This is a genomic window from Kytococcus schroeteri (assembly GCF_002847825.1).
In the GTDB taxonomy this organism is placed as follows: domain Bacteria; phylum Actinomycetota; class Actinomycetes; order Actinomycetales; family Dermatophilaceae; genus Kytococcus; species Kytococcus schroeteri.
Genome location: NZ_PKIZ01000001.1, coordinates 187,158 through 210,112, shown reverse-complemented (window position 1 = coordinate 210,112; position 22,955 = coordinate 187,158). Strand labels below are relative to the sequence as shown.

At 72.2% G+C, this 22,955-nt stretch carries 23 protein-coding genes; 14 read left to right on the top strand and 9 right to left on the bottom strand.

Features of this window, described 5'->3' with window-relative positions; all coding sequences use genetic code 11:
- Positions 1 to 33: 33 nt before the first annotated feature.
- Entirely contained in the window at positions 34 to 972 is a 939-nt protein-coding gene (locus CYJ76_RS01035; protein ID WP_070706217.1) for a heme o synthase, read from the top strand.
- Positions 973 to 1,560: 588 nt separating this feature from the next.
- Here the strand turns inward: CYJ76_RS01035 and CYJ76_RS01030 are convergent.
- From CYJ76_RS01030 to CYJ76_RS01020, 3 genes are all read right to left on the bottom strand, one after another.
- Positions 1,561 to 2,529 carry a COX15/CtaA family protein gene (locus CYJ76_RS01030; RefSeq protein ID WP_237769854.1) on the bottom strand — a complete coding sequence of 323 codons (969 nt, stop codon included), beginning with the start codon at positions 2,527 to 2,529 and terminating at the stop codon, positions 1,561 to 1,563.
- Positions 2,530 to 2,615: 86 nt separating this feature from the next.
- Positions 2,616 to 3,413, bottom strand: a complete 798-nt coding sequence (locus CYJ76_RS01025; RefSeq protein WP_238138101.1) for an ABC-2 transporter permease — start codon at positions 3,411 to 3,413, stop codon at positions 2,616 to 2,618.
- Entirely contained in the window at positions 3,410 to 4,141 is a 732-nt protein-coding gene (locus CYJ76_RS01020; protein WP_101848975.1) for an ABC transporter ATP-binding protein, read from the bottom strand. Before CYJ76_RS01020 ends, CYJ76_RS01025 begins: the two co-directional genes overlap by 4 nt.
- A 96-nt stretch (positions 4,142 to 4,237) precedes the next feature.
- On the opposite strand from CYJ76_RS01020, the gene CYJ76_RS01015 reads away from it, so the two are divergent.
- The 8 genes from CYJ76_RS01015 to CYJ76_RS00980 all read left to right on the top strand — a co-directional run bounded on the left by CYJ76_RS01015 (position 4,238) and on the right by CYJ76_RS00980 (position 11,049).
- Entirely contained in the window at positions 4,238 to 4,954 is a 717-nt protein-coding gene (locus CYJ76_RS01015; protein ID WP_070705818.1) for a helix-turn-helix transcriptional regulator, read from the top strand.
- Positions 4,951 to 6,402 (top strand): Fe-S cluster assembly protein SufB, encoded by a 1,452-nt coding sequence (sufB, locus tag CYJ76_RS01010; RefSeq protein ID WP_070705817.1) that lies wholly within the window; start codon positions 4,951 to 4,953, stop codon positions 6,400 to 6,402. The genes CYJ76_RS01015 and sufB overlap by 4 nt, the downstream gene beginning before the upstream one ends.
- Positions 6,402 to 7,667 (top strand): Fe-S cluster assembly protein SufD, encoded by a 1,266-nt coding sequence (gene sufD / locus CYJ76_RS01005; RefSeq protein ID WP_101848974.1) that lies wholly within the window; start codon positions 6,402 to 6,404, stop codon positions 7,665 to 7,667. Before sufB ends, sufD begins: the two co-directional genes overlap by 1 nt.
- Positions 7,667 to 8,032 (top strand): non-heme iron oxygenase ferredoxin subunit, encoded by a 366-nt coding sequence (locus tag CYJ76_RS01000; protein ID WP_101848973.1) that lies wholly within the window; start codon positions 7,667 to 7,669, stop codon positions 8,030 to 8,032. Before sufD ends, CYJ76_RS01000 begins: the two co-directional genes overlap by 1 nt.
- A 68-nt stretch (positions 8,033 to 8,100) precedes the next feature.
- On the top strand, positions 8,101 to 8,862 hold the full coding sequence (gene sufC / locus CYJ76_RS00995) for a Fe-S cluster assembly ATPase SufC (protein WP_101848972.1): 762 nt from the start codon (positions 8,101 to 8,103) through the stop codon (positions 8,860 to 8,862).
- A complete protein-coding gene (locus CYJ76_RS00990; protein WP_414467268.1) occupies positions 8,859 to 10,235 on the top strand; it encodes a SufS family cysteine desulfurase in 1,377 nt (458 codons plus the stop codon). Before sufC ends, CYJ76_RS00990 begins: the two co-directional genes overlap by 4 nt.
- Positions 10,235 to 10,723 (top strand): Fe-S cluster assembly sulfur transfer protein SufU, encoded by a 489-nt coding sequence (gene sufU / locus CYJ76_RS00985; RefSeq protein WP_101848970.1) that lies wholly within the window; start codon positions 10,235 to 10,237, stop codon positions 10,721 to 10,723. Before CYJ76_RS00990 ends, sufU begins: the two co-directional genes overlap by 1 nt.
- Positions 10,720 to 11,049: a metal-sulfur cluster assembly factor gene (locus CYJ76_RS00980; RefSeq protein WP_070705811.1), complete on the top strand. Its 330-nt coding sequence runs from the start codon at positions 10,720 to 10,722 to the stop codon at positions 11,047 to 11,049. Before sufU ends, CYJ76_RS00980 begins: the two co-directional genes overlap by 4 nt.
- Positions 11,050 to 11,840: 791 nt before the next feature.
- Here the strand turns inward: CYJ76_RS00980 and CYJ76_RS00975 are convergent.
- Complete coding sequence (locus CYJ76_RS00975) at positions 11,841 to 13,268, bottom strand: dicarboxylate/amino acid:cation symporter (RefSeq protein WP_101848969.1); 1,428 nt, start codon at positions 13,266 to 13,268, stop codon at positions 11,841 to 11,843.
- A 299-nt stretch (positions 13,269 to 13,567) separates the two neighbouring features.
- A complete protein-coding gene (gene ypfJ / locus CYJ76_RS00970) occupies positions 13,568 to 14,533 on the bottom strand; it encodes a KPN_02809 family neutral zinc metallopeptidase (RefSeq protein WP_070705806.1) in 966 nt (321 codons plus the stop codon).
- Positions 14,534 to 14,696: 163 nt separating this feature from the next.
- On the opposite strand from ypfJ, the gene CYJ76_RS00965 reads away from it, so the two are divergent.
- Positions 14,697 to 16,232 (top strand): OFA family MFS transporter, encoded by a 1,536-nt coding sequence (locus tag CYJ76_RS00965; protein ID WP_180802163.1) that lies wholly within the window; start codon positions 14,697 to 14,699, stop codon positions 16,230 to 16,232.
- A 58-nt stretch (positions 16,233 to 16,290) separates the two neighbouring features.
- Here the strand turns inward: CYJ76_RS00965 and CYJ76_RS00960 are convergent, their stop codons facing one another.
- Positions 16,291 to 16,866: a toprim domain-containing protein gene (locus CYJ76_RS00960; RefSeq protein ID WP_070705497.1), complete on the bottom strand. Its 576-nt coding sequence runs from the start codon at positions 16,864 to 16,866 to the stop codon at positions 16,291 to 16,293.
- 327 nt (positions 16,867 to 17,193) lie between these two features.
- Here CYJ76_RS00960 and CYJ76_RS00955 point away from each other — a divergent pair, with 327 nt between their 5' ends.
- Positions 17,194 to 18,792, top strand: a complete 1,599-nt coding sequence (locus tag CYJ76_RS00955; RefSeq protein ID WP_101848967.1) for an ABC-F family ATP-binding cassette domain-containing protein — start codon at positions 17,194 to 17,196, stop codon at positions 18,790 to 18,792.
- 46 nt (positions 18,793 to 18,838) lie between these two features.
- On the opposite strand, the gene CYJ76_RS00950 is transcribed toward CYJ76_RS00955, so the two are convergent.
- Genes CYJ76_RS00950 through CYJ76_RS00940 form a run of 3 tightly spaced genes read right to left on the bottom strand, consistent with a single transcriptional unit; the run spans position 18,839 to position 20,275 of the window.
- Positions 18,839 to 19,657, bottom strand: coding sequence for an SURF1 family cytochrome oxidase biogenesis protein (locus CYJ76_RS00950; RefSeq protein ID WP_070705499.1), 819 nt, complete (start codon positions 19,655 to 19,657; stop codon positions 18,839 to 18,841).
- Positions 19,657 to 19,890 (bottom strand): hypothetical protein, encoded by a 234-nt coding sequence (locus CYJ76_RS00945; RefSeq protein WP_070705500.1) that lies wholly within the window; start codon positions 19,888 to 19,890, stop codon positions 19,657 to 19,659. Before CYJ76_RS00945 ends, CYJ76_RS00950 begins: the two co-directional genes overlap by 1 nt.
- A complete protein-coding gene (locus CYJ76_RS00940) occupies positions 19,883 to 20,275 on the bottom strand; it encodes a DUF3099 domain-containing protein (RefSeq protein WP_070705501.1) in 393 nt (130 codons plus the stop codon). The genes CYJ76_RS00945 and CYJ76_RS00940 overlap by 8 nt, the downstream gene beginning before the upstream one ends.
- A 154-nt stretch (positions 20,276 to 20,429) precedes the next feature.
- Here CYJ76_RS00940 and fabG point away from each other — a divergent pair, with 154 nt between their 5' ends.
- The 3 genes from fabG to CYJ76_RS00925 form a co-directional block, all read left to right on the top strand.
- Positions 20,430 to 21,143: a 3-oxoacyl-ACP reductase FabG gene (gene fabG / locus CYJ76_RS00935; RefSeq protein WP_101848966.1), complete on the top strand. Its 714-nt coding sequence runs from the start codon at positions 20,430 to 20,432 to the stop codon at positions 21,141 to 21,143.
- An 89-nt stretch (positions 21,144 to 21,232) separates the two neighbouring features.
- On the top strand, positions 21,233 to 22,015 hold the full coding sequence (fabI, locus tag CYJ76_RS00930) for an enoyl-ACP reductase FabI (RefSeq protein ID WP_070705503.1): 783 nt from the start codon (positions 21,233 to 21,235) through the stop codon (positions 22,013 to 22,015).
- Between the two features lie 98 nt (positions 22,016 to 22,113).
- The coding region (locus CYJ76_RS00925) for a Mur ligase family protein (RefSeq protein ID WP_269148596.1) at positions 22,114 to 22,955 on the top strand (842 nt) is incomplete at its 3' end.

Below are 22,955 nucleotides of genomic sequence, written 5' to 3'. Positions count from 1 at the left end.
CGAGAGGACACCGTGACTTCAGGGGCAGATCAGGTGGCGGCGACCCCCGCCAGCCCGTCGGACTCCGGCGCGTGGTCCACCGTCCGGGCGTACGTCTCCCTCTGCAAGCCCCGCATCATCGAGCTGCTGCTCATCACCACCTTCCCGGTGATGTTCCTGGCCGAGCGGGGCGTGCCGAGCTGGTGGCTGGTGGTGGCCACGCTCATCGGCGGCACCCTGTCGGCCTCGAGCGCGAACGTCCTGAACTGCTACCTGGACCGCGACATCGACGCCAAGATGCACCGCACCAGCAACCGGCCGCTGGTCACCGGGCAGATCAGCCCCCGGGCGGCCCTTGTGTTCGGCGCCGTGCTCGGCATCGCGTCCGTGCTGTGGCTGGGGCTGCTGGTCAACTGGCTCTCGGCCGCGCTGTCCTTCGCCGCCATCGTGCTGTACGCGTGGTTCTACACGATCGTGCTCAAGCGCCGGACCAGCCAGAACATTGTCTGGGGCGGGGTGGCCGGCTGCATCCCGGTGCTCATCGGCTGGTCGGCCGTCACCAACTCGCTGGCCTGGGCGCCCTTCGTGCTCTTCCTGTTCGTCTTCTTCTGGACCCCGCCGCACTACTGGCCGCTGTCCATGAAGTTCCGCGACGACTACGCCAACGCCGGCGTGCCCATGCTGCCCGTCATCGAGGACAACGTGGCGGTCGGCAAGAAGATCGTGCTCTACGCCTGGGCCACCGTGCTCACCTCGCTGGTGCTCATCCCCGTGGCGCCGATGGGGTGGCTCTACACCGTGGTGGCGGTGCTCTCCGGCGGCCTGTTCCTCATGGAGTCGCACACCCTGCTGCGTGGGGCGCGCGCCGGTCTGAGCGAGGCCGAGATCAAGCCGATGCGGCTCTTCCACTACTCCATCAGCTACGTGAGCGTGCTGTTCATGGCCGTGGCCGTGGACCCGCTCCTCTACTGGGCGCTGCCCGGCCTGGGCTGAGCTGGCTCCGGGGCCGCGTGACGGCCCAGGCGCCGATGGGCCATGACGTCCACTGGCCACGGCTGACTCGGGCGAGCCTCGGCGGCCGGCCCGCACGGGAGGTGTCACTGGGCACGCGAAAGGTGCTGGTCGCCCGCGATGGTGCGCGTGGGGCCAGCACCTTTCCCGTGCGGCGTGGGCTTTCCGCGTGCCCGGGGGCCGGGACCCCCTGTCGCTCGTAGAGGCCCCCGCGACGAGGGGCGTCACGACGGCTCCGCCCGGCTCCTGACAGGCTCAACTGCTCCTGACCCACGCAACAGCTGCCTGACCGTCCCCCCGAGGGTGGGTCGACCAAGCACGTCGGCAGGTCAGGAGGATGGGAGGGCGCCTGACAGGCCCAGCACGGACCCGGTCAGCCCCAGGCTCGGCGCCCCGAACAGGGGCCAGAGGGCGCCCGGCGGCCCACCGCACGGCCAGTGTCACCAAGCACCGGAAAGGTGCTGGTCGCACGCGATGGTCCGCGTGCCGCCAGCACCTTTCCCGTGCGGCATGGGCTTTCCCGTGCGCGGAGGCCCGGACCCCCCCTCGGCTGGGAGAGGCTCGGCCCGCTCAGCGGCGGACGGCCAGCACGCCCCAGGTGAGCGCCCAGACCAGCAGGCAGGCGCCGAGCATGTGCAGCGCCACCAGGGGCGCTGGCACGGCCAGCGCGTACTGCACGTAGCCCAGCAGGCCCTGGGCCAGGGTCACCGCGAGCACCGCCCACCACACGCGCTTGGCGTGGGTGGTCGCCTGCGGCAGCAGGTGCAGGCCCAGCAGCATGGCAGCGACCAGGCCGCAGAAGAGCATCACCGAGTCCGCGTGGAGCCAGCTCATGGTCTTCACGTCGAGCAGGTAGCGCGCAGGGGCGTCGGCGTCACCGGAGTGCGGGCCCGAGCCGGTCACCACGGTGCCGAGGGTGAGCACCACGGCCGCGGTGACGGCGGCCAGCCCGGCCACCAGGTGCAGGGGGCGGGGGAGCGGCGGGTGCTGCACCTCGTCGGCCGAGCGGTCGAACCACAGCACGGCGGCCGAGGCGGTGACCAGCAGCATCGAGACGAGGAAGTGCGCGCTCACAGTGACCGGGTTGAGGTGGGTGCGCACCGTGATGCCCCCGAGCACGATCTGCGCCACGATGCCGCCCACGACGGCCAGCGCCCATGGCAGCTGCTTGCGGCGACGCTCCCCGCCCCGGGCCACCACGGCCAGCACGAGCAGCATCGCCACGATGCCCACCACACCGGTGAGCGTGCGGTTGCCGAACTCGATGTACGGGTGGATGCCGTCGGCCTCCTCGATCACCGGGGTGAACGAGCCGGGGTCGCAGTGCGGCCAGGTGGGGCAGCCCAGCCCGGACCCGGTGAGCCGCACCAGGCCGCCGGTGAGCACGATGCCGATCTCCACGGCCAGGTTGAGCCACAGCAGCGGACGCACCCACCGTCCGATGCGGCGCCAGCCGGTGAGGGCCGGGGTGCCGGTGTCCAGGGAGTCCTCGGCCGACGGAGGAGTGGTGCGGGGGGCTGCGGGTGCGGGGGTGTTCACGGGGGCAAATCCTACGATGCGTCGTGGATCGCGCCGCGGCAGGCGTCGCGTGGTGCCGGCGACTGCGCCCGGCACCGGGGCCCGCCTCAGTCCGACCAGCGGAACACGCGCGTGGCCAGCAGCCCACCCAGCACGGTCCAGGCCAGCAGCACGAGGACGGCCACCCCGTCCAGGTGCCCGTCACCCAGCGCCGCGCGCAGCCCGTCACCGAGGGCACCCGACGGGGTGAGCCGCACGAGCATCTCCCACGGGGCACCGAAGCGGTGCGAGGGGAGCAGGCTGCCCAGCGCGAGGAAGACCACCCACAGCAGGTTGGCCACGGCCAGCACGGCCTCGGCCCGCAGGCGCCCGCCCACGAGCACCGCCAGCACCACGAAGGCCGCGGCGCCGAGCACCCCCACCAGCAGCGCCGCGGGCACGCCGGACCAGGTGGGCTGCCAGCCGAGCGTCAGGCCCATTCCACCGAGCACCGCCACCTGCAGCGCGATGACGCCGAGCACGGCCACGATGCGTCCCCACACCAGCCCGCTGGCCCCCAGCGGTGTGGTGCCGAAGAGGCGCAGCACCCCGTACCGGCGGTCGAAGGCCAGCGCGATGGCCTGCCCGGTGAAGGCCGTGGACATGATCGCCAGCGCCAGCACGCCGGGCACGGCCAGGTCGATGCGGCGCCCCTCGCCGAGGGAGGGGGAGCTCGTGAGGTGCAGCGTCACCAGGGCCAGCAGCGGCAGCACGATCGAGACGAGCAGCTGCTCGCCGTTGCGCAGCAGCACGCCCGCCTCGTAGCGGGCCTGCGCCAGCACGCGTCGGGCGGCCGGGACCGCGCGCGCGGAGGCCGCCTCACCGCCGGTCGCGCCGGCAGGGGTCGTCGCGTCGTGGGCGCTCATGCGGCCTCCGTCTCCGTGCGTCCGGTGAGCGCGAAGAAGCGCTCCTCCAGCGTGCTGCCGTCCGCGACCTCGGCCACGGGTCCCTGCGCCACGCACCGCCCGGCGTCGATGACGACGACGCGGTCGGCCAGGCGCTCGGCCTCCTCGAAGGAGTGCGTGGTCACCACCACGGCCACCCCCTCCTGGGCGATGCGGCGCACCACGTCCCAGACGTCGAGCCGGCTGTGCGGGTCGAGGCCGGCGGTCGGCTCGTCGAGGAAGGTCACCTGCGGGCGGCCCACGAGCGCCGCGGCGAGGGCAACGCGCTGGCGCTGCCCGCCGGAGAGGCGGCGGATGATCCGCCTGTCGTAGCCGTGGATGCCGAGTCGGCGCCACAGGTCCTGCCACGGACGCGGGTCGGGGTAGAGGCGCGAGAGGTGGGCCAGCAGCACCGAGGGCCGCACACCCGTGGGCAGCCCACCGTCCTGCAGGGCCACCGAGACCCGACCGCGGTGCTCCGGGGTGGCACCCCACGGGTCGGTGCCGAGCACCCGCACGACGCCGGAGTCCGCCCGGAGCAGCCCGGTGGCGGTCTGCACCATGGTGGACTTGCCCGCACCGTTGCGTCCGAGCACGCAGGTCACCGCGCCCGCGGGGGCGGTGAAGGACAGGCCTTCCAGCGCCCGCACGCCCTCCCGGGTGAGGGCGACGTCGTCGAACAGCACGGCGGCGGGGGAGGTGGTCGGCACGGGGAGAACCCTACGTCGCGGCCGCGCTGGAGCACCGGGTGAGGTTCACCTCTCTTGGAGGGGAACAAAGATTTAGCGCACACTGTTGTTGTGTTTATGAGCGAGCCGGCGACGAGCACCCGTGAGCGGGTCCGTGCTGCCGTCTCCCAGGATGGCCCCATCACCGCCCGCGAGCTCTCCGACCAGCTCGACCTCACCGCCGCCGCGGTGCGCCGCCACCTCGACGCACTGGCCGCCGAGGGCGTCATCGCCGAGCACGAGCACGAGCTGGCCGCCGCGGGCACGCGTGGCCGCGGACGCCCCGCCCGCGCCTGGGTGCTCTCCGACGCGGGTCACACAACCCTGCCCACCGCCTACGACGAGATGGCCGTGGAGCTGCTGGAGTTCCTGCAGGCCACCGGCGGCACCGAGGCGGTGGCCGAGTACGCTCGCCGCCGCGCCGAGCAGCTCGTCTCGCGCTACGCCGATGCCGTGCGCGAGGCGGGGGAGGACCCGGTCGACCGCGCCCATGCCCTCTCGGCCGAGCTCGCCGGGGACGGCTACGCCCCCTCGGTGCGGCAGGTGCCGCAGGTCCACGGCGTCCAGCTCTGCCAGGGCCACTGCCCCGTGCAGCAGGCCGCCGAGGCCTTCCCCGCCCTGTGCGAGGCCGAGGCCGAGGCGTTCTCCGAGCTGCTGGGCGTGCACGTCCAGCGCCTGCAGACGCTGCCGGTCGGCGGCCACGTCTGCACCACCTTCGTCCCGGCCTCCGCGGTCACCGTGCGGCCGGGTCCCGACACGTCCACCACCCACCACCACGAGGAGAGGTCACGATGACCACGACGGCCGATGGCACCCCCAGCGGCGCCTCCCACATCGAGGAGCTGAACCCCGGTCTCAAGGACCTGGGCCGCTACGAGTACGGATGGCGCGACAGCGACGCCGCCGGTGAGGCCGCCCAGCGCGGCCTGTCCGAGGCCGTGGTGGAGGACATCACCACGCGCAAGGGTGAGCCGGAGTGGATGCGCACCATGCGTCTCAAGGCCCTGCGCCTGTTCGACCGCAAGCCGATGCCGCACTGGGGCTCGGACCTCTCGGACATCGACTTCCAGAACATCAAGTACTTCGTGAAGTCCACCGAGAAGCAGGCCACCACCTGGGACGAGCTGCCCGAGGACATCAAGAAGACCTACGACAAGCTCGGCATCCCGGAGGCGGAGAAGCAGCGCCTCATCGCCGGTGTGGCCGCCCAGTACGAGTCCGAGGTGGTGTACCACCAGATCCGCGAGGACCTGGAGGAGAAGGGCGTCATCTTCGTCGACACCGACACCGCCCTGCGCGAGCACGAGGACCTGTTCCGCGAGCACTTCGCCAGCGTCATCCCCGCCGGTGACAACAAGTTCTCCGCGCTGAACACCGCCGTGTGGTCCGGTGGCTCCTTCATCTACGTGCCGCCGGGCGTGCACGTGGACATCCCGCTGCAGGCCTACTTCCGCATCAACACCGAGAACATGGGCCAGTTCGAGCGGACGCTGATCATCGCCGACGAGGGCTCCTCGGTGCACTACGTGGAGGGCTGCACGGCGCCGATCTACCAGTCCGACTCGCTGCACAGCGCGGTGGTGGAGATCATCGTCAAGAAGAACGCCAAGGTGCGCTACACGACCATCCAGAACTGGTCGAACAACGTGTACAACCTGGTCACCAAGCGCGCCACCTGCGCCGAGGGCGCCACCATGGAGTGGATCGACGGCAACATCGGCTCCAAGGTGACGATGAAGTACCCGGCCGTCTTCCTCATGGGCGAGCACGCTAACGGCGAGACCCTGTCCGTGGCCTTCGCCGGCGAGGGCCAGCACCAGGACGCCGGCGCCAAGATGGTGCACAACGCCCCGCACACCACCAGCTCCATCGTGAGCAAGTCGGTGGCCCGCGGTGGTGGCCGCACCTCCTACCGCGGCCTGGTGCAGGTGGCCGAGGGCGCGTACGGCTCGAAGTCGTCCGTGGTCTGCGACGCCCTGCTGGTGGACCAGATCTCCCGGTCCGACACCTACCCCTACGTCGACATCCGCGAGGACGACGTGCAGATGGGCCACGAGGCCACCGTCTCCAAGGTGTCCGAGGACCAGATGTTCTACCTGATGTCCCGCGGTGTCTCCGAGACCGAGGCCATGGCCATGATCGTGCGCGGCTTCGTGGAGCCGATCGCCCGTGAGCTGCCGATGGAGTACGCCCTCGAGCTGAACCGCCTGATCGAGCTGCAGATGGAAGGAGCCGTCGGCTGATGTCGCTGCTCAGCGAGACGAAGAACGACCAGGCCGCCGGCGGACTCACCCCGGCCGCCACGCACACCGACCCGGCCGCCCAGCTGGGCACCCCGGCCGCCGACGAGTCGCGCGCCAAGCGCCGCCGCTCGCACGAGCCGGCGGACTTCCCGGTGCCCACCGGGCGCGAGGAGGAGTGGCGCTTCACGCCGCTGGACCGCCTGGGCTCCCTGCTGCAGGAGAAGGCCACCGACACCAACGGCACCCCGGCCACCACCTGGGAGGTCAGCGGCGAGACCCACGTGGCCTCCCCGCTGGCCCCGGGCCAGGCGCCCCGCGGCACCGTGCTGGTGCCAGAGGACCGCGCCGCGGTCGTGGCCTCCGCCGGCAGCGAGCAGGCGCTGCACGTGGCCGTCCCGGCCGACACCGAGCTCACCGAGCCGATCGTGGTCCGCGTGACCGGCCAGGGCGCCGGCCGCCGCTCGAACGGGCACGTCGTCATCGACGCCGGGCGCCACAGCAAGGCCATGGTGATCCTCCACCACACCGGTGCGGCCGAGCACGGCGAGAACGTCGAGGTCGTGGCCGGCGACGGCTCGCAGCTCACCGTGGTGAGCCTGCAGGAGTGGGACGACGAGGCCGTGCACACCGGCCAGCACGAGGCCCGCATCGGTCGCGACGCCACCTTCCGCCACATCGTGGTGACCCTGGGCGGCGACCTGGTGCGCCTCAACACCAACGTGTCCTACGAGGGCCCCGGCGGCTCGGCCAACCTGTACGGCGTGTACTTCGCCGACTCCGGCCAGCACCAGGAGCACCGCGTGTTCGTGGACCACAACGCCCCGAGGTGCCACTCCGACGTGCTCTACAAGGGCGCCCTGCAGGGCGAGACCGCGCGCACCGTGTGGGTGGGTGACGTGCTCATCCGCGCCGAGGCCGAGGGCACCGACACCTACGAGATGAACCGTAACCTGGTGCTCACCGACGGGGCGCGCGCCGACTCGGTGCCCAACCTGGAGATCGAGACCGGCGAGATCGAGGGGGCCGGCCACGCCAGCGCCACCGGCCGCTTCGACGACGAGCAGCTCTTCTACCTCATGGCACGCGGCATCCCCGAGGCCGAGGCCCGCCGCCTGGTGGTGCGGGGCTTCTTCGCCGACATCGTGGGCCGCATCGGTGTGCCCGAGGTGACCGAGCGCATCATGCGCGCCATCGAGGTGGAGCTCGGGTTCGCCCCCACCGAGGCCGACGAGCTGCTCGACGACGACGCGGAGGCGACCGCCTGATGGCCGCCCGCGACGAGGGTCCGCACACCGGCGCGCTGCCGGTCGGCCAGGTCGAGGAGTACCTGGTGGGCACCCTGGACGAGCTGCCCGAGGTCGGCGGCGCCGTGGTGGAGCTCGGCGGACGCCGGGTGGCCGTGGTGCGCGACTCGAAGGGCGCCGTCCACGCCATCGACGACACGTGCAGCCACGCCAACGTCTCCCTCGCCGAGGGAGAGGTGCACGGCGACACCATCGAGTGCTGGCTGCACGGCTCGGAGTTCGACCTCAACGACGGGCACCCGCTGAGCCTGCCGGCCACCCAGCCGGTGGCCGTGCACACCGTGCGCATCGACGGCAGCTCGATCTACGTGGCGATCGCCTCCTGAAGGCCGCCGCACCCCCGACACCGGAACCGCTGGTTCCCCCTGGCACCACCTGCGACGAAAGAGGACACATGAGCACCCTGGAGATCAAGGACCTGCACGTCTCGGTCAGCACGGACGACGGCGAGGACAAGGAGATCCTCAAGGGCGTCACCCTGACCATCAACTCCGGCGAGACCCACGCCATCATGGGCCCGAACGGCTCCGGCAAGTCCACGCTGGCCTACTCCATCGCCGGTCACCCCAAGTACACGGTGACCTCCGGCTCCATCACCCTGGACGGCGAGGACGTGCTGGCGATGAGCGTGGACGAGCGCGCCCGCGCCGGTCTCTTCCTGGCGATGCAGTACCCCGTCGAGGTGCCCGGCGTGACGGTGAGCAACTTCCTGCGCACCGCCAAGACCGCCGTGGACGGCGAGGCCCCGAAGCTGCGCCACTGGGTCAAGGACGTCAAGAACACGATGGCCGACCTGCGCATGAAGCCCGAGTTCGCCGAGCGCGACGTCAACGCCGGCTTCTCCGGCGGCGAGAAGAAGCGCCACGAGATCCTGCAGCTCGAGCTGCTGCAGCCGAAGATCGCCGTGCTCGACGAGACGGACTCCGGCCTCGACGTGGACGCGCTGCGCATCGTCTCCGAGGGCGTGAACCGGTCCAAGGAGAAGACCGGCATGGGCGTGCTCCTCATCACGCACTACACGCGCATCCTCAACTACATCAAGCCCGACTTCGTGCACGTCTTCGTGGACGGCACGGTGGCCGAGGAGGGCGGTCCGGAGCTGGCCGACCGCCTCGAGGCCGAGGGCTACGACCGTTTCACCCAGGCGGCGGTCTGAGCGTGAGCGCCTTCACCGAGGACGAGCTCCGGGAGCTGCGTGCGCAGTTCCCGGTGCTCGCACGCACCGTCCGCGACGAGCGGCCGCTGGTGTACCTCGACTCCGGCGCCACCAGCCAGCAGCCGCTGGCCGTGCTGGAGGCCGAGCGCGAGTACCTCACCCAGCACCGCTCCGCCGTGCACCGCGGCGCCCACCAGCTGGCCGAGGAGGCCACGGACGCCTTCGAGGGGGCGCGCGAGAGGATCGCCCGCTTCATGGGTGCCCCGCGCACCGAGGAGGTGGTGTTCACCAAGAACGCCACCGAGGCGCTGAACCTCGTGGCCTACGCGTTCTCGAACGCCGGCGCCGCCGGGGCGATGGACGGGGCCGACCCGGCCGTCGCCGAGCGCTTCCGGCTGGGCCCGGGCGACAGCATCGTGGTCACCGAGGCCGAGCACCACGCGAACCTCGTGCCGTGGCAGGAGCTGGCCCGCCGCACCGGCGCCACCCTGCGCTGGCTGCCGCTGCAGGCCGACGGCCGGGTCGACCTCTCCGGCCTCGGCGAGGTCGTGGACGACACCACCAAGGTGCTGGCCTTCAGCCACGTCTCCAACGTGACCGGGGCCGTGGCCGACGTGCCGGCGCTGGTGGCCCGTGCCCGCGAGGTGGGTGCGCTCACCGTGGTGGACGGCGCGCAGTCCGTGCCGCACCTGCCGGTGGACGTCGCTGCCCTGGGCGTGGACTTCCTCGCCTTCACCGGCCACAAGGTGCTGGGCCCGTCCGGCATCGGTGTGCTCTGGGGCCGCCACGAGCTGCTGGCCGCGATGCCGCCGTTCATCACCGGTGGCTCCATGATCGAGCTGGTGCGCATGGAGGGCTCCACCTACGCCCCTCCACCGGCCCGCTTCGAGGCCGGGGTGCCCATGACCAGCCAGGCCGTGGGCCTGGGCGCGGCCGTGGAGTTCCTCGACGAGATCGGCATGGAGCGGGTGGCCGCCCACGACCGTGAGCTGGTGCAGTACGCGCTCGACGGCCTGGTGCAGCGCCCGTGGGTCACCGTCATCGGGCCCACCTCCACCGGCGTCGGCCCCGTGGCCGAGCGGGTGGGGGCGGTGTCCTTCACCGTCGAGGGCGTGCACCCGCACGACGTGGGGCAGGTGCTGGACGACTCCGGCGTCGCCGTGCGCACCGGGCACCACTGCGCGTGGCCGCTGCACCGCGCGCTGCGCGTGCCCGCCACCACGCGGGCCAGCTTCGCGGTGTACTCCACGCGGGCCGACGTGGACGCCTTCCTCGAGGCGCTGGACCGCGTGCCGGGCGTCTTCGGCATCGACGTGGGGACCCCCACCGGCGGCACCCCCGCGGGCCGCACCGACCAGGAGGCAGGAGCCTGATGGACCTGTACCAGGAGATCATCCTCGACCACTCCAAGAACCCGCAGAACGCCGGGCTGAGGGAGCCGTACGAGGCCGAGGTGCACCACGTGAACACCTCCTGCGGCGACGAGGTCACCGTGCGGGTGCACGTGGACACCTCCGTGGAGCCGCCCCGCATCGTGGACGTCTCCTACGACGCGATGGGGTGCAGCATCTCCACCGCGTCGACCTCGGTGATGACCGAGGAGACCATCGGCCACGACGCCGACGAGGTGGCCGCCTCGCTGGCGGAGATGAAGAAGATGCTCACCTCGCGCGGCCAGTACGAGGGCGACGAGGAGCTCATCGGCGACGGCGTGGCCTTCGCCGGCGTCTCGCAGTACCCGGCGCGCGTGAAGTGCGCGCTGCTGGGCTGGACCGCCCTCACCGACGCCCTGGCCCGCGCCGGGGTGGACGTGACCGGCGAGCACGACACCGACGCACCGACGAACGGAGCACAGGCATGACCGAGCAGCAGACCGCAGCAGCAGCCAGCACCGAGGACGTCACCGAGGCGCTGCGCGACGTGGTGGACCCCGAGCTGGGCATCAACGTCGTGGACCTCGGCCTCGTCTACGGGGTCACCGTGGAGGAGACGCACGCCGTCATCGACATGACGCTGACCTCCCCGGCGTGCCCGCTGACCGACGTCATCGAGGACCAGGTGGCCGGCGTGCTGGAGGGCCTCGTGTCCACGCACGTCATCAACTGGGTCTGGATGCCGCCGTGGGGCCCGGACAAGATCACCGACGACGGCCGCGAGCAGCTGCGCGCCCTGGGCTTCAACATCTGAGGCGGACTGCCGGGCGGACGCGAGGCCGCGCTGCCTGGCCGTCCAGGTGGGCACGCGCCACCCTCGCCGCAGGACCCCCGCGTGAGGTCAGCATCCCCGTGCTCTGACACGGGCGTCCTGATCCCGCGCGGGGGTCCTGCGCGTTCGTGGCGGCGCGCACGCGAAACCTCGCCGCGCACGCGACGCGTGCTCTCCGCACGCGCACCATCCCGTGCGGCGAGCGCCTTTGCCGTGCGGCCACCACCCATCCAGTGCGGCCAACACCTTTCCCGTGCCGCGCCGCCCTTCCCGTGCGCCGAGTGCCGGGCGCGGCGTTGACAGATCCCGAACTGCTGCCCGACGCCCGGCTTGCTTCTCGACGGAGGGCCCTCCCGGCAGGAGCGCCGCCCGGGGGGGGCGCGGGCGAAAGGGGCGCGGGCGGAAGGGGCGCGGGCGGAAGGGGTGTCCTATCGCGCGATAGGTCGACCGATACGCAGGCGGGTGACTGCGATTCGGTCGACCTATCAGGTGATAGGACACCCCTCCCGCGAGCACCCTGTTCCCCATACGCCGTTGCTGGCCCTGCCGGGCGCGCCGTGGATGCCCTAACGGGCGCGCGTGGCTGGCCGGCCCGACCCACGTACACCGTCGGGGGTGGCCACGCCCGGAAGCGGCCTCGCCGGCTCGGGCTCTGAAGACGCCGACGCCCACGGCCCCTGGTGGGGACGCGGGCGTCAGGACGTGCGCAGCAGCGCAGGGGAGCGGGCCTCAGACGGGCACGAGCTCGTCGGCGCGGCGGGCGGAGTCGTGCCTCAGGCGGGCACGAGCTCGTCCGCGCGACGGGCGCCGCCGTCCGAGAGGACCTCGGCCGGCGCGGCCTCGGCACCGGCCTCGTCGTGCTCGGGCACGTAGGCCTCACCGGTGCGCTCGGCGTCGTAGAGGTCGCGGTCCAGCAGCCCCTCGCGCAGGGCCACGATGGCGGCCACCACGGTCTGGCCGGCCACGTTGGTGGCGGTGCGGCCCATGTCGATGATCGGGTCGATGGCCAGCAGCAGGCCCACGCCCTCCAGCGGCAGGCCCAGGGTGGAGAGGGTCAGCGTGAGCATCACCGTGGCGCCGGTGAGGCCCGCGGTGGCCGCGGAGCCCAGCACGGAGACCACGACGATGAGCAGGTAGTCCGTCAGCCCGAGCTCCACCCCGAAGAACTGGGCCACGAAGATCGCCGCGACCGCCGGGTAGACCGAGGCGCAGCCGTCCATCTTGGTGGTGGCGCCGAACGGGATGGCGAACGAGGCGTAGCTGGGGGAGACACCCAGGTTGCGCTCGGTGACGCGCTGGGTGAGCGGCATCGTGCCCAGCGAGGAGCGGGAGACGAAGCCGAGCTGGATGGCCGGCCACGCCCCGGAGAACCACTGGCGCACCGAGAGCCCGTGGGCCTTGAGCAGCAGCGGGTACAGGCCGAAGGTCACGAGCGCCAGGCCCACGTAGAGGGTGGCCACGAAGATGCCCAGGCTGCCCATGGTCTCCCAGCCGTAGGTGGCCACGGCCTTGCCGATGAGGCCGGCGGTGCCGATGGGCGCGAGCAGGATGACCCACCAGAGGATCTTCTGCACGATGGCCAGGGCCGAGCGGGCGAAGCCGAGAAAGGGCTCGGCCTCCTCGCCCACCTTCACCGCGGCGATGCCGACGGCCAGCGCGATGACCACGATCTGCAGGGCGTTGAAGCCCATGGTGATCTCGCCGGCCTCGCCCGCCTTGGCGGAGATGCCCAGGAAGTTGGTGGGCACGATACCGGTGAGGAAGTCCAGCCACGAGCCGCTGCTGTCAGGGGCGGCCGCGGCGTCACGCGAGACGGTGGTGTGGGCGCCGGGGCGGGTGACCAGCGAGAGCACGATGCCGATGGTCACCGAGGCCAGCGCGGTGATGCCGAACCACAGCAGGGTCTGACCGGCCAGGCGGGCGGCGTTGCCCACGGCGCGCAGGTTGGCCACCGAGGCGACGACGGCCAGGAAGATCAGCGGCGGCACGAGGGTCTTGAGCAGGGTCACGAAGGTGGACCCCACGATGGTGAGGGTCTCGGTGAGCCAGTTGGGGTTCTCGGCGGTGCCGCCCATGCTCTTGGCGAGGGCGCCGAGCACCAGGCCGGCGAGCAGGCCCAGCAGGATCTGCTGGCCGAAGGAGGGGCGCCAGCCGCGGCGGGCGGGCGCTGCCGCGGTGGCGGCGGGGGAGGAGGTGGACACGAGGGATCCTTTCGAGGGCGCGCACACGGCATCGGCCCGGACCCCGACGGACGGGGACGGGCGATGGGGGAGTGCACAGGGGGAGCCGGGCGGACCGGCGGGGTCGACGGAGCTCAGCGGCTCAACATCGGAACGCCGGGGAACGCCCCAGGTCCACGTGCAGACGACGTGTCAGGGGGAGTGGCATGACGTCATCTTATCAGTGACCAAAGGTGGGGAACGCCTTCAGCCGGGTGACCGTGGGCACACGACGGCGGCCCGTCCCCCCCTCTGGAACGGGCCGCCGGATACGGGGTGGCTCAGAGGTTCTCGGCCTTGAAGGTGTTGCACGAGTTGGCCGTGCCACCGTCGTAGCCGGCCATGAACCAGCGCTGGCGCTGCTCGGAGGTGCCGTGCGTGAAGCCCTCCGGGTTCACACCGCGGCCGCTGCGCTGCTGGATGTTGTCGTCACCCACGGCCGCCGCCGCCTCCAGGGCCTGGTTGATCTGCTCCTGGGTCACCTTCTGGATGAGGGTGTTGCCCTCGGCGTCCTGGGTGCTGTCGGCGTTCTTCACCCACACGCCGGCCAGGCAGTCGGCCATGAGCTCCACCTTCACGGCTCCGGACTCGGCACCCTTCGCATCCTTCTGCGCCTCGCCCAGCAGGCCCAGAATGTTCTGCACGTGGTGGCCGTACTCGTGGGCCACGATGTACATCTGCGCCAGGTTCTTGTTCTCCGGGTTCTCCAGGCCGAACTTGTCGAGCTCGGAGAAGAAGGCCGGGTCGATGTAGATCTTCTCGTCCACCGGGCAGTAGAACGGGCCCACCTCGTTGGAGGCGGTGCCGCACTGGCTCTGCGTGCGGCCGTTGTAGATCACCGTGGTGGCCTTGCGGTATTGCTCGTTGACATCCTGCGGCAGGGCCTTGGACCAGTAGTCCTGCACGGAGTTCACCGTGCCGATGACGCGGCAGTCGGTGTGGTCGTTGGCGTCCTTGCCCGTCTTGCAGTGCGAGAAGTCGCCCGTGCCCTTGCCGAACGACCCCGTGTCCTGCTGGGCCTGCACCGACCCGCCGCCGAAGTTCCAGTTGCCACCCTGGCTCTGGGAGCCACCCCCACCGCCGCCACCGAGCATGTCGCCACCGCCCAGGAAGTACACCAGCAGCAGCAGGACGAGACCGCCGATGCCGCCACCACCGCCGATGACGGCGCCGCGGCCGAAGCCACCGCCGCCCCCTCCGCCGGAGACCTGCGAGGTGTCCAGGTTCGCGTTGTCGTTGAAGGTCATGTGGGGGTCCTGCCTGTGTGCCGGTGAGGTGTCGGTTCAGCGTAGCCCGGGTGCGGCCCACCCGCCCGGCTCCACGGCATCGACCCCACGGCGTGAGCCGTGTCACCATGGGCCACCCTCGCGGGCCGTCGCACGCCCGTCCCCTCTGCCCCCAGGAGTTCCCCTGGCCTTCCTCGGCAAGGCCGAGTCCGTCGCCGGACCCGGCTACAGCAAGTGGCTCATCCCGCCCGCCGCACTGGCGGTGCACCTGTCCATCGGGCAGGTCTACGCCTTCTCGGTCTTCAAGTCCTCGCTCGTGCACCACTTCGGCTCCAGCCAGACGGCCGTCGCGTGGGTGTTCAGCATCGCCATCGTGGTGCTGGGCCTCTCCGCGGCCGCTTTCGGCACCTGGGTGGAGCGCAACGGCCCACGCCGCGCCATGTTCGTGGCGGCGCTGTGCTGGGCCACCGGCTTCGTGGTCGGGTCGTTCGGCATCTCCACCGGCCAGCTGTGGCTGCTGTACCTGGGCTACGGCGTCATCGGCGGCATCGGCCTGGGCTTCGGGTACATCTCGCCGGTGTCCACGCTCATGAAGTGGTTCCCCGACCGGCCGGGCCTGGCCACCGGCATGGCCATCATGGGCTTCGGCGGTGGTGCGCTGCTCGCCTCGCCGCTGTCCAACCGCCTGCTCTCGGCCTTCGACCCGGCCTACAGCCCCACCACGCCGGGTTCCTTCGCCAGCGGGCACGCGCTGAGCTCCACCTTCCTCACCCTGGGCGCCGGCTACCTCGTGCTCATGATGGTGGGCGTGGCCCTCATGCGCCTGCCGCAGGGCTTCGGCGACGACGACGCCGCCCACCACGTGCCGGCCACCAACGGCGTGCTCGTGCGCGCCGGCACCGCCATCCGCACGCCGCAGTTCTGGCTGCTGTGGGTGGTGCTGTTCACCAACGTGACCGCCGGCATCGGCATCCTCGAGCAGGCGGCGCCCATGATCCAGGACTTCTTCCGCACCGAGGGCGGGTCGTCCACCGTCACCGCGGCCGCGGCCGGCGGGTTCGTGGGTCTGCTGTCCCTGGCCAACATGGGCGGGCGGTTCGTGTGGTCCACCACGAGCGACCACATCGGCCGCCGCGCCACGTACACGATGTACCTCGGCGTGGGCCTCGCGGCGTTCGCACTGCTGGCGCTCTTCGGGGGGACGAGCCCGGTGGTGTTCGTGGCCCTGGCCGCGCTCATCATCAGCTTCTACGGCGGCGGGTTCGCCACCGTCCCGGCCTACCTCAAGGACCTCTTCGGCACCCTCGAGGTCGGCGCCATCCACGGCCGTCTGCTCACCGCGTGGGCTGCTGCCGGCGTGGCCGGGCCGCTGATCGTCAACTCCGTGCTCGACCGCGCCGGCGAGCCGGGCACCATGACCGCCTCGGACTACCGCCCGGCCCTCTTCACGATGGTGGGCGTGCTCGCCGTCGGCTTCGTGGCCAACCTGCTGGTGCGCCCGGTGGCCGAGCGCCACGCCGACGAGGTGGCCGGCCCGCGCCACGGGGAGCGGACTGCCGCCGAGCAGGCCGGTGCGGCGGCGGGCGGCCCCGTCGACGCCGGGGCGCGCACCACCACCTCGCCGCTGCTGGTGGCCGTGGCCTGGGCGCTGGTGGTGCTGCCGCTGGCCTATGGGCTGTGGTTCACCGTGGAGAAGGCGAGCAAGCTCTTCCTCGGCTGAACGCCACCACCGCCCACTCCGGCGCGAGGCCCCGTCCACCATCGGACGGGGCCTCCGCTCATGCCCAGCGCAGGCGGTCCAGGAGCATCTGCAGCGGCTCGGGCACCTCGTCGGCGTCCAGTGCGCCTGCCAGCACCCCGGCCGCCTGGGCCTTGCGCCCCGAGGCGGCGCCGCAGAAGCGGTGGAGCTGGTCGGCCAGGGTGCGCTCGCCCCAGTCGCCCTGGCTCTGGAAGGCCTCGAACTTGCCGCCGAGGCCGGCCGCCTCCAGCGCGGCGCGGGCACCCTCGGGGCCCAGGGCGCGGATCAGCTCGTCCTCCAGGTCGGCCTCGCAGACGAAGACCCCGTAGACGGGGAGGTCGGTGGCGTCCTGCACCGGCAGACCGTCGTCGGTGAGGGCCCGGACGGCGGGGTGGGCCTCGTTCTGGTCCACCAGGCCGAGCACGTCCACGTCGCCGCGCAGCAGGCGCAGCTCCTTGAGCACGCGGTTCCAGTTGGTCGCCCCGTCGAGCGAGACCAGCTGCACCGCGGCACCGTCGATGCCCTGGGCCTCCATGAGGGCGCGGACGGCGGCGACGTCGCTCACCCCCTCGAGCAGCACGACGGTGCGGGCATCCGATGCGGTGAGGTCGACCATGCGCGCATCGTAGGCACCCGGGGCCCGGCGTCCCCGCCGCGACCTCCGCACCGGTGCGGTTCTCGACCTGACACCCCAGCCCAGTTCAGCACCGGTGCCGGTTTCGGACTGACACGTGCAGTGAGGTCCGCACCGGTGCGGTTCTCGACAGTCGAGTTCAGCACCGGTGCCGAAGTCGGCCCGTGCCATACCGAGTTCAGCACCGGTGCGGAAGTCGCCCCGGCCGCGAAGGAGCCCGCAGTCTCCACGAAAACCGGTCGGCCCCATCCGCCGCGGCCCGTAGACTGGCGCGCTGCCGCACCGCCCACCACCCCCAGGAGCACCCCCGTGATCACCGTGTCCGGCCTCGAGCTGCGCGCCGGCCCCCGTCTGCTGCTCGAGCCCACCAACTTCCGCGTGGGCGCCGGGGACCGCATCGGGCTGGTCGGCCGCAACGGTGCGGGCAAGACCACCATGACCAAGGCGCTCGCGGGGGAGACCCTCCCGGCCGCCGGCACCATCCACAGCTCCGCCCCGGTGGGCTACCTGCCCCAGGACCCCCGCACCGGCGACCTGCAGGTCACCGGCCGCGCCCGCATCCTCTCGGCACGCGGCATGGAGGACATCGTGCGCCGCCGCGAGAAGGCCGAGGCCGAGATGGCCAGCGACGACCCGGCCGTCCGCGAGAAGGCCATGCGCCGCTACGACCGTGCCACCGTGGAGTTCGAGGCCGCCGGCGGGTACGCCGCGGAGTCCGAGGCCGCCACCATCTCCAGCGCGCTCGGCCTGCCCGGGCGCATCCTCGACCAGGAGCTCGCCACCCTCTCCGGTGGACAGCGCCGCCGCATCGAGCTGGCCCGCATCCTGTTCAGCGACGCCGAGACCCTCCTGCTCGACGAGCCCACCAACCACCTGGACGCCGACTCCATCGCCTGGCTGCGCGACCACCTGAGGAACTACGCGGGCGGCCTCATCGTCATCAGCCACGACGTGGACCTGCTCGATGCCGTGGTGAACAAGGTCTTCCACCTGGACGCCAACCGCAGCGTGCTCGACCAGTACTCGCTGGGCTGGAAGGCCTACCTCAAGCAGCGCGAGCTCGACGAGCACCGCCGCAAGCGGGAGCTGGCCAACGCCACCAAGAAGGCCGAGGCGCTGCGCTCCCAGGCCGACAAGATGCGCGCCAAGGCCACCAAGGCCACGGCCGCGCAGAACATGCTCAAGCGCGCCGACCGCCTCGTGGAGGGCCTCGAGGGGGAGCGGCAGGCCGACAAGGTGGCCTCGCTGCGCTTCCCGACCCCCGCACCGTGCGGCAGGACGCCACTCATGGCCTCCGGGCTGTCGCGCAGCTACGGCTCGCTGGAGATCTTCACCGACGTGGACCTCGCCATCGACCGCGGCTCCAAGGTGGTCGTCCTGGGCCTCAACGGCGCCGGCAAGACCACGCTGCTGCGGATGCTGGCCGGCGTCGACGCCCCGGACACCGGCGAGATCACCCCCGGCCACGGCCTGCGCGTGGGCTACTACGCCCAGGAGCACGAGAACCTCGACACCGACCGCACCGTGCTGGAGAACATGAAGTCCAGCGCCCCGGACCTCGACGAGACGAACGTCCGCAAGGTGCTCGGCTCGTTCCTGTTCAGCGGCGATGACGTGGACAAGCCCGCCGGGGTGCTCTCCGGTGGGGAGAAGACGCGCCTCTCGCTGGCGATGCTCGTGGTCTCCGGCGCCAACCTGCTGCTGCTGGATGAGCCCACCAACAACCTCGACCCCGCCAGCCGCGCGGAGATCCTCGAGGCGCTGGCGCACTACGAGGGCGCCGTGGTGCTCGTGAGCCACGACGAGGGCGCCGTGGAGGCGCTCAACCCCGAGCGCGTGCTCCTGCTGCCCGACGGGATCGAGGACCTGTGGAACGCCAGCTACCTGGAGCTCGTCACCCTGGCCTGACCGCGCGGGGCCGGTGCCCCGCCCCGGTCCGATGGGGGAGCGCCCCTCAGCCGTCCTCCTCGTCCCAGATGCGGGTCTTCCTCCGCGCGGCCCTCTCGGCCCGGCGGCGGCGCTGTTCCTCGGGCGAGAGCTCGGTGAACACGGCGTTGCGCACCGAGAACACCCACAGCCCCACCGGGAAGAGCGTGGCGAGCCACCACTGGTAGGCGTACGCCTGGTGCGGGCCGAGGTCGGTCTCCGGCGGGTCGAGCGGCTCGGGGCGCTGCGAGGAGCCGTCCTCCTTGAGCAGCAGGAAGGGGTCGGCCAGCTGTACGCCGGTGGAGCGCTCCACCTCGTCGGTGTTCACCATGTCGACCTGGCCGGCCGGCAGGTCGCGGTCGCGGGCGGGCTCGCTGGGCCGCAGCCAGGCCACGAGCTCGGTGGTGCCCTTCGGCGGGGCGGGCACCTCGGGCAGTGTCTGCGCGTCGTTGGCGTTGGCCACCCAGCCCCGGTTCACCACGACGGCGGGGCCCTCGTCGGGCTGGAAGGGCACGAGCACCTCGTACCCGTAGGTGGACTTGCTGGCCGTGCCGAAGTGCGGGCGGTTGCGCACGAGCGTCTGCTTCTCGGGCAGGTAGTGGCCGGTCAGCCGCACGGGCGTCCACTCGTCGTCGTACTCGTAGGACCCGTCGGGGCGCACCAGTTCGGTGTACGGGCGCGGGGCGGCGTCGCGGTGGGTCTCGATGCGGTGCACGGCCGCCTGCTTGTGCTCGTGCCGGTGCCACTGCCACAGCCCCAGGCGCACGAAGACGCCGCACACCAGCAGCGCCACGAGCAGCAGCGCGATCCACTTCGGCCTCAGGGCCATGCGCAGCCAGTCGCGCATCATCCGTCCTTCCCGGTCAGCTCGTGCACGCCCACGGTCTCGCGGTGGAAGCCGCGCACGGCCACGAAGTCCTGCAGGTGCTGCAGGTGTCCGTCGCACGCGGTCCACACCTTGCGCCGGTCGGGAGCGTGCAGGGCGGGGTTGTTCCACACGATGGCGTGCACCCCGGCCGCGCGACAGCCGGTGGCGCTGCACACCACCTCGCCGACGGGGGAGCCGGGCCGCTCAGTCATCGACCACGTCGCCGACGACGACCTCCGGACCCCGGTGGGCCCCGGTGGGCTGCTCGGTCGGCGCCTCGAGCGGACGCACCCGCGGCCCCACCTGGTCCGGCCCGGCGCCGGGCGCCTCCACGGTGCGCGCGTTGGCCTTGACCACGGCGATGTACGGGATGAGCACCGCGAAGGCCAGCAGCAGGACCCCCACCGGCACGCTGATGCGCTGGATGATGAGCCACGCCCCGATGGGGAAGGTGACGATGCGCAGGCCCATCTGCCACAGGTACACCTTGAGCCGGTGGTCTCGCTCGACCTGGGCCGAGGGCGAGGCGGTGGTCACGGAGGCCACCGGACGGCGGTCGCCGGAACCGGGGCGCGGGTGCTGGGAGGGGGTGGCCATGAGGCCTCCGAGTCTACGCACCGGGCCCGCGAGCACGACAGGGCGTCGTAGGCGTGGGGCCACCGGAGGCACCGCCGGGCGGCGCCATCAGAACGTGTGACGCAGCGCACCGTGAAAGGGGACAGTGCCCCGGCCACGGTCTAGGGTGCAGCCGATGAGCACCTCACGACGCACCCTGGTCACCGGCGGCAACCGCGGCATCGGCGAGGCGATCGCCCGCCACCTCCAGCAGGAGGGGCACGAGGTGGCCGTCACCTCCCGCAGCGGCGAGGCCCCCGAGGGGCTGCGCGCCGTCGCCTGCGACGTCACCGACACCGCCTCGGTGGACGCCGCCTTCAAGCAGGCCGAGGAGCTCCTCGGCGGCACCGTCGAGGTGCTCGTGGCCAACGCCGGCATCACCGCCGACGGCCTGAGCATGCGCATGAAGGACGAGGACTTCGCCGGGGTGCTCGACACCAACCTGCACGGCGCCTTCCGCTGCGTGCGCGCAGCCCAGAAGGGCATGATCCGCGGCAAGTTCGGCCGGGTGCTGCTCATCGGCTCCGTGGTGGGCCTCTACGGCTCGCCCGGGCAGGCCAACTACGCCGCGTCCAAGGCGGGCCTCGTGGGTCTTGCCCGTGCGCTCACGCGCGAGCTCGGCTCCCGCGGCATCACCACCAACGTGGTGGCCCCGGGCTTCGTCCGCACCGACATGACCGACGCCCTGCCGCAGGAGCGTCAGGACGCCTACCTGGCCAGCATCCCGGCCGGCCGCTTCGCCGAGGCCGACGAGGTGGCCCAGGTGGTCGGCTTCCTGGCCTCCGACGCCGCCGGCTACGTCTCGGGCGCCGTCGTGCCCGTGGACGGCGGCCTGGGCATGGGTCACTGAGCCCCCCCCCCGAACGCACGCACCACCCCCACCTGCGAGAGGACCCCTTGATGAGCGAGACCACCCCCGAGCGCAAGACCACCGGCGCCATGGAGCAGTCGCCCACCGGCACCGGCCTGCTGGCGGGCAAGACGCTGCTGGTCACCGGCGTGCTGATGGAGTCCTCCATCGCCTTCCACGTGGCCCGCCTGGCCCAGGAGCAGGGCGCCACCGTGATCCTCACCGGCTTCGGCCGCGGGCTGAAGCTCACCCAGGCCATGTCGCGCCGCCTGCCGGCCGAGGCCCCCGTGGTGGAGCTCGACGTGACCGACCCCGAGCAGCTGGACTCCCTGGCCGAGCGCCTCAAGGAGCACACCTCGGAGCTGCACGGCGTGCTGCACTCCATCGGCTTCGCCCCCGAGGGCGCCTTCAACTTCCTCGAGGCCACCTGGGAGGACGTCTCCACCGCGGTGCACGTCTCCTCCTACTCGCTGAAGTCCCTGGCGCTGGCCGCGAAGCCGCTCATGGTGGAGGGCTCGGCCGTGGTGGGCCTGACCTTCGACGGCCGCTACGCCTGGCCGGTCTACGACTGGATGGGCGTGGCCAAGGCCGCCTTCGAGTCCGTCAACCGCTACCTGGCCCGCGACCTGGGCCCGGACGGCATCCGCTGCAACCTCGTCTCGGCCGGCCCCATCCGCACCACGGCCGCCAAGTCCATCCCCGGCTTCTCGCAGTTCGAGGAGAGCTGGGACGGCCGCGCCCCGCTCGGCTGGTCCATCCAGCTCTCCGAGCCCGCCGCCCGCGCGTGCGTGGCCCTGTTCTCCGACTGGTTCCCGGCCACCACCGGCGAGATCGTCCACGTCGACGGTGGCGTGCACGCCACCGGCCAGTGAGCCGCTGACACCCGGGCCCGGGTCGCGTGAGGAAACCCACGCGGCCCGGGCCCTCTCGTGCCGTCGCCGGCGGCTGCGGCGGGCCGTAGGCTGGCGCAATGACTTCCCCCCACGTCCGGGTGTCCGAGGTGCGGCTCCTCGAGGGTCCCAACCTGTACTACACGCGGGCTGCCGTGAAGGTGATGCTGTCCGCGCCGGTGATCAGCGAGGCGCCGCGCGAGCAGTGCCTCGAGGTGGCTGCCGCGCTGGGCATGACGCGCACCGCGCCGGGGCAGCCGCACGGCGAGCAGCGCCAGCGCTTCCTCATCCGCCTGGTGCGCCACGTGCTGCGCACCCTGGGCCAGCGGGCAGGGCTGGGGGCCATCACCGCGCGGGGGCGCGACGGCAAGGAGTGGGGCGACGTGACGGTCGCCTTCCGCTGGGGGCGCGCCGGGACCGGCCGGGCGATGGGGGAGGCCCTGGGCCCTCTGCTGGAGGCCCTGTGGGAGGAGCCGGGCGAGCGGGACCGCCTCTTCGAGGAGGCCGCCACCACCGTCCGCGAGGCCGACCCGGGCCGCCGCCCGGAGACCGTGCGCCCGACCGTGCCGGTCGCCTCGATCACCGGCACCAACGGCAAGACCACCACCACGCGGATCCTGGCCCACATCGCGATGACGGCCGGCAAGGTGACGGCGTGGTCGTCCACCGACGGCGTGCTGCGCCAGGGCGAGTGGCTGGTCAAGGGCGACTACTCGGGCCCCTCGGGCGCCCGGACCGCGCTGCAGTCCGGCGGGGTGGAGATCGGCATCCTGGAGACCGCCCGCGGCGGCCTGCTGCAGAAGGGGATGGGGGTGCCCTTCAACGACGTCTCGGTGGTCACCAACGTCTCAGCCGACCACCTGGGCACGCACGGCATCGACACCCTCGACCAGCTGGCGGAGGTCAAGGGGATCATCACGCA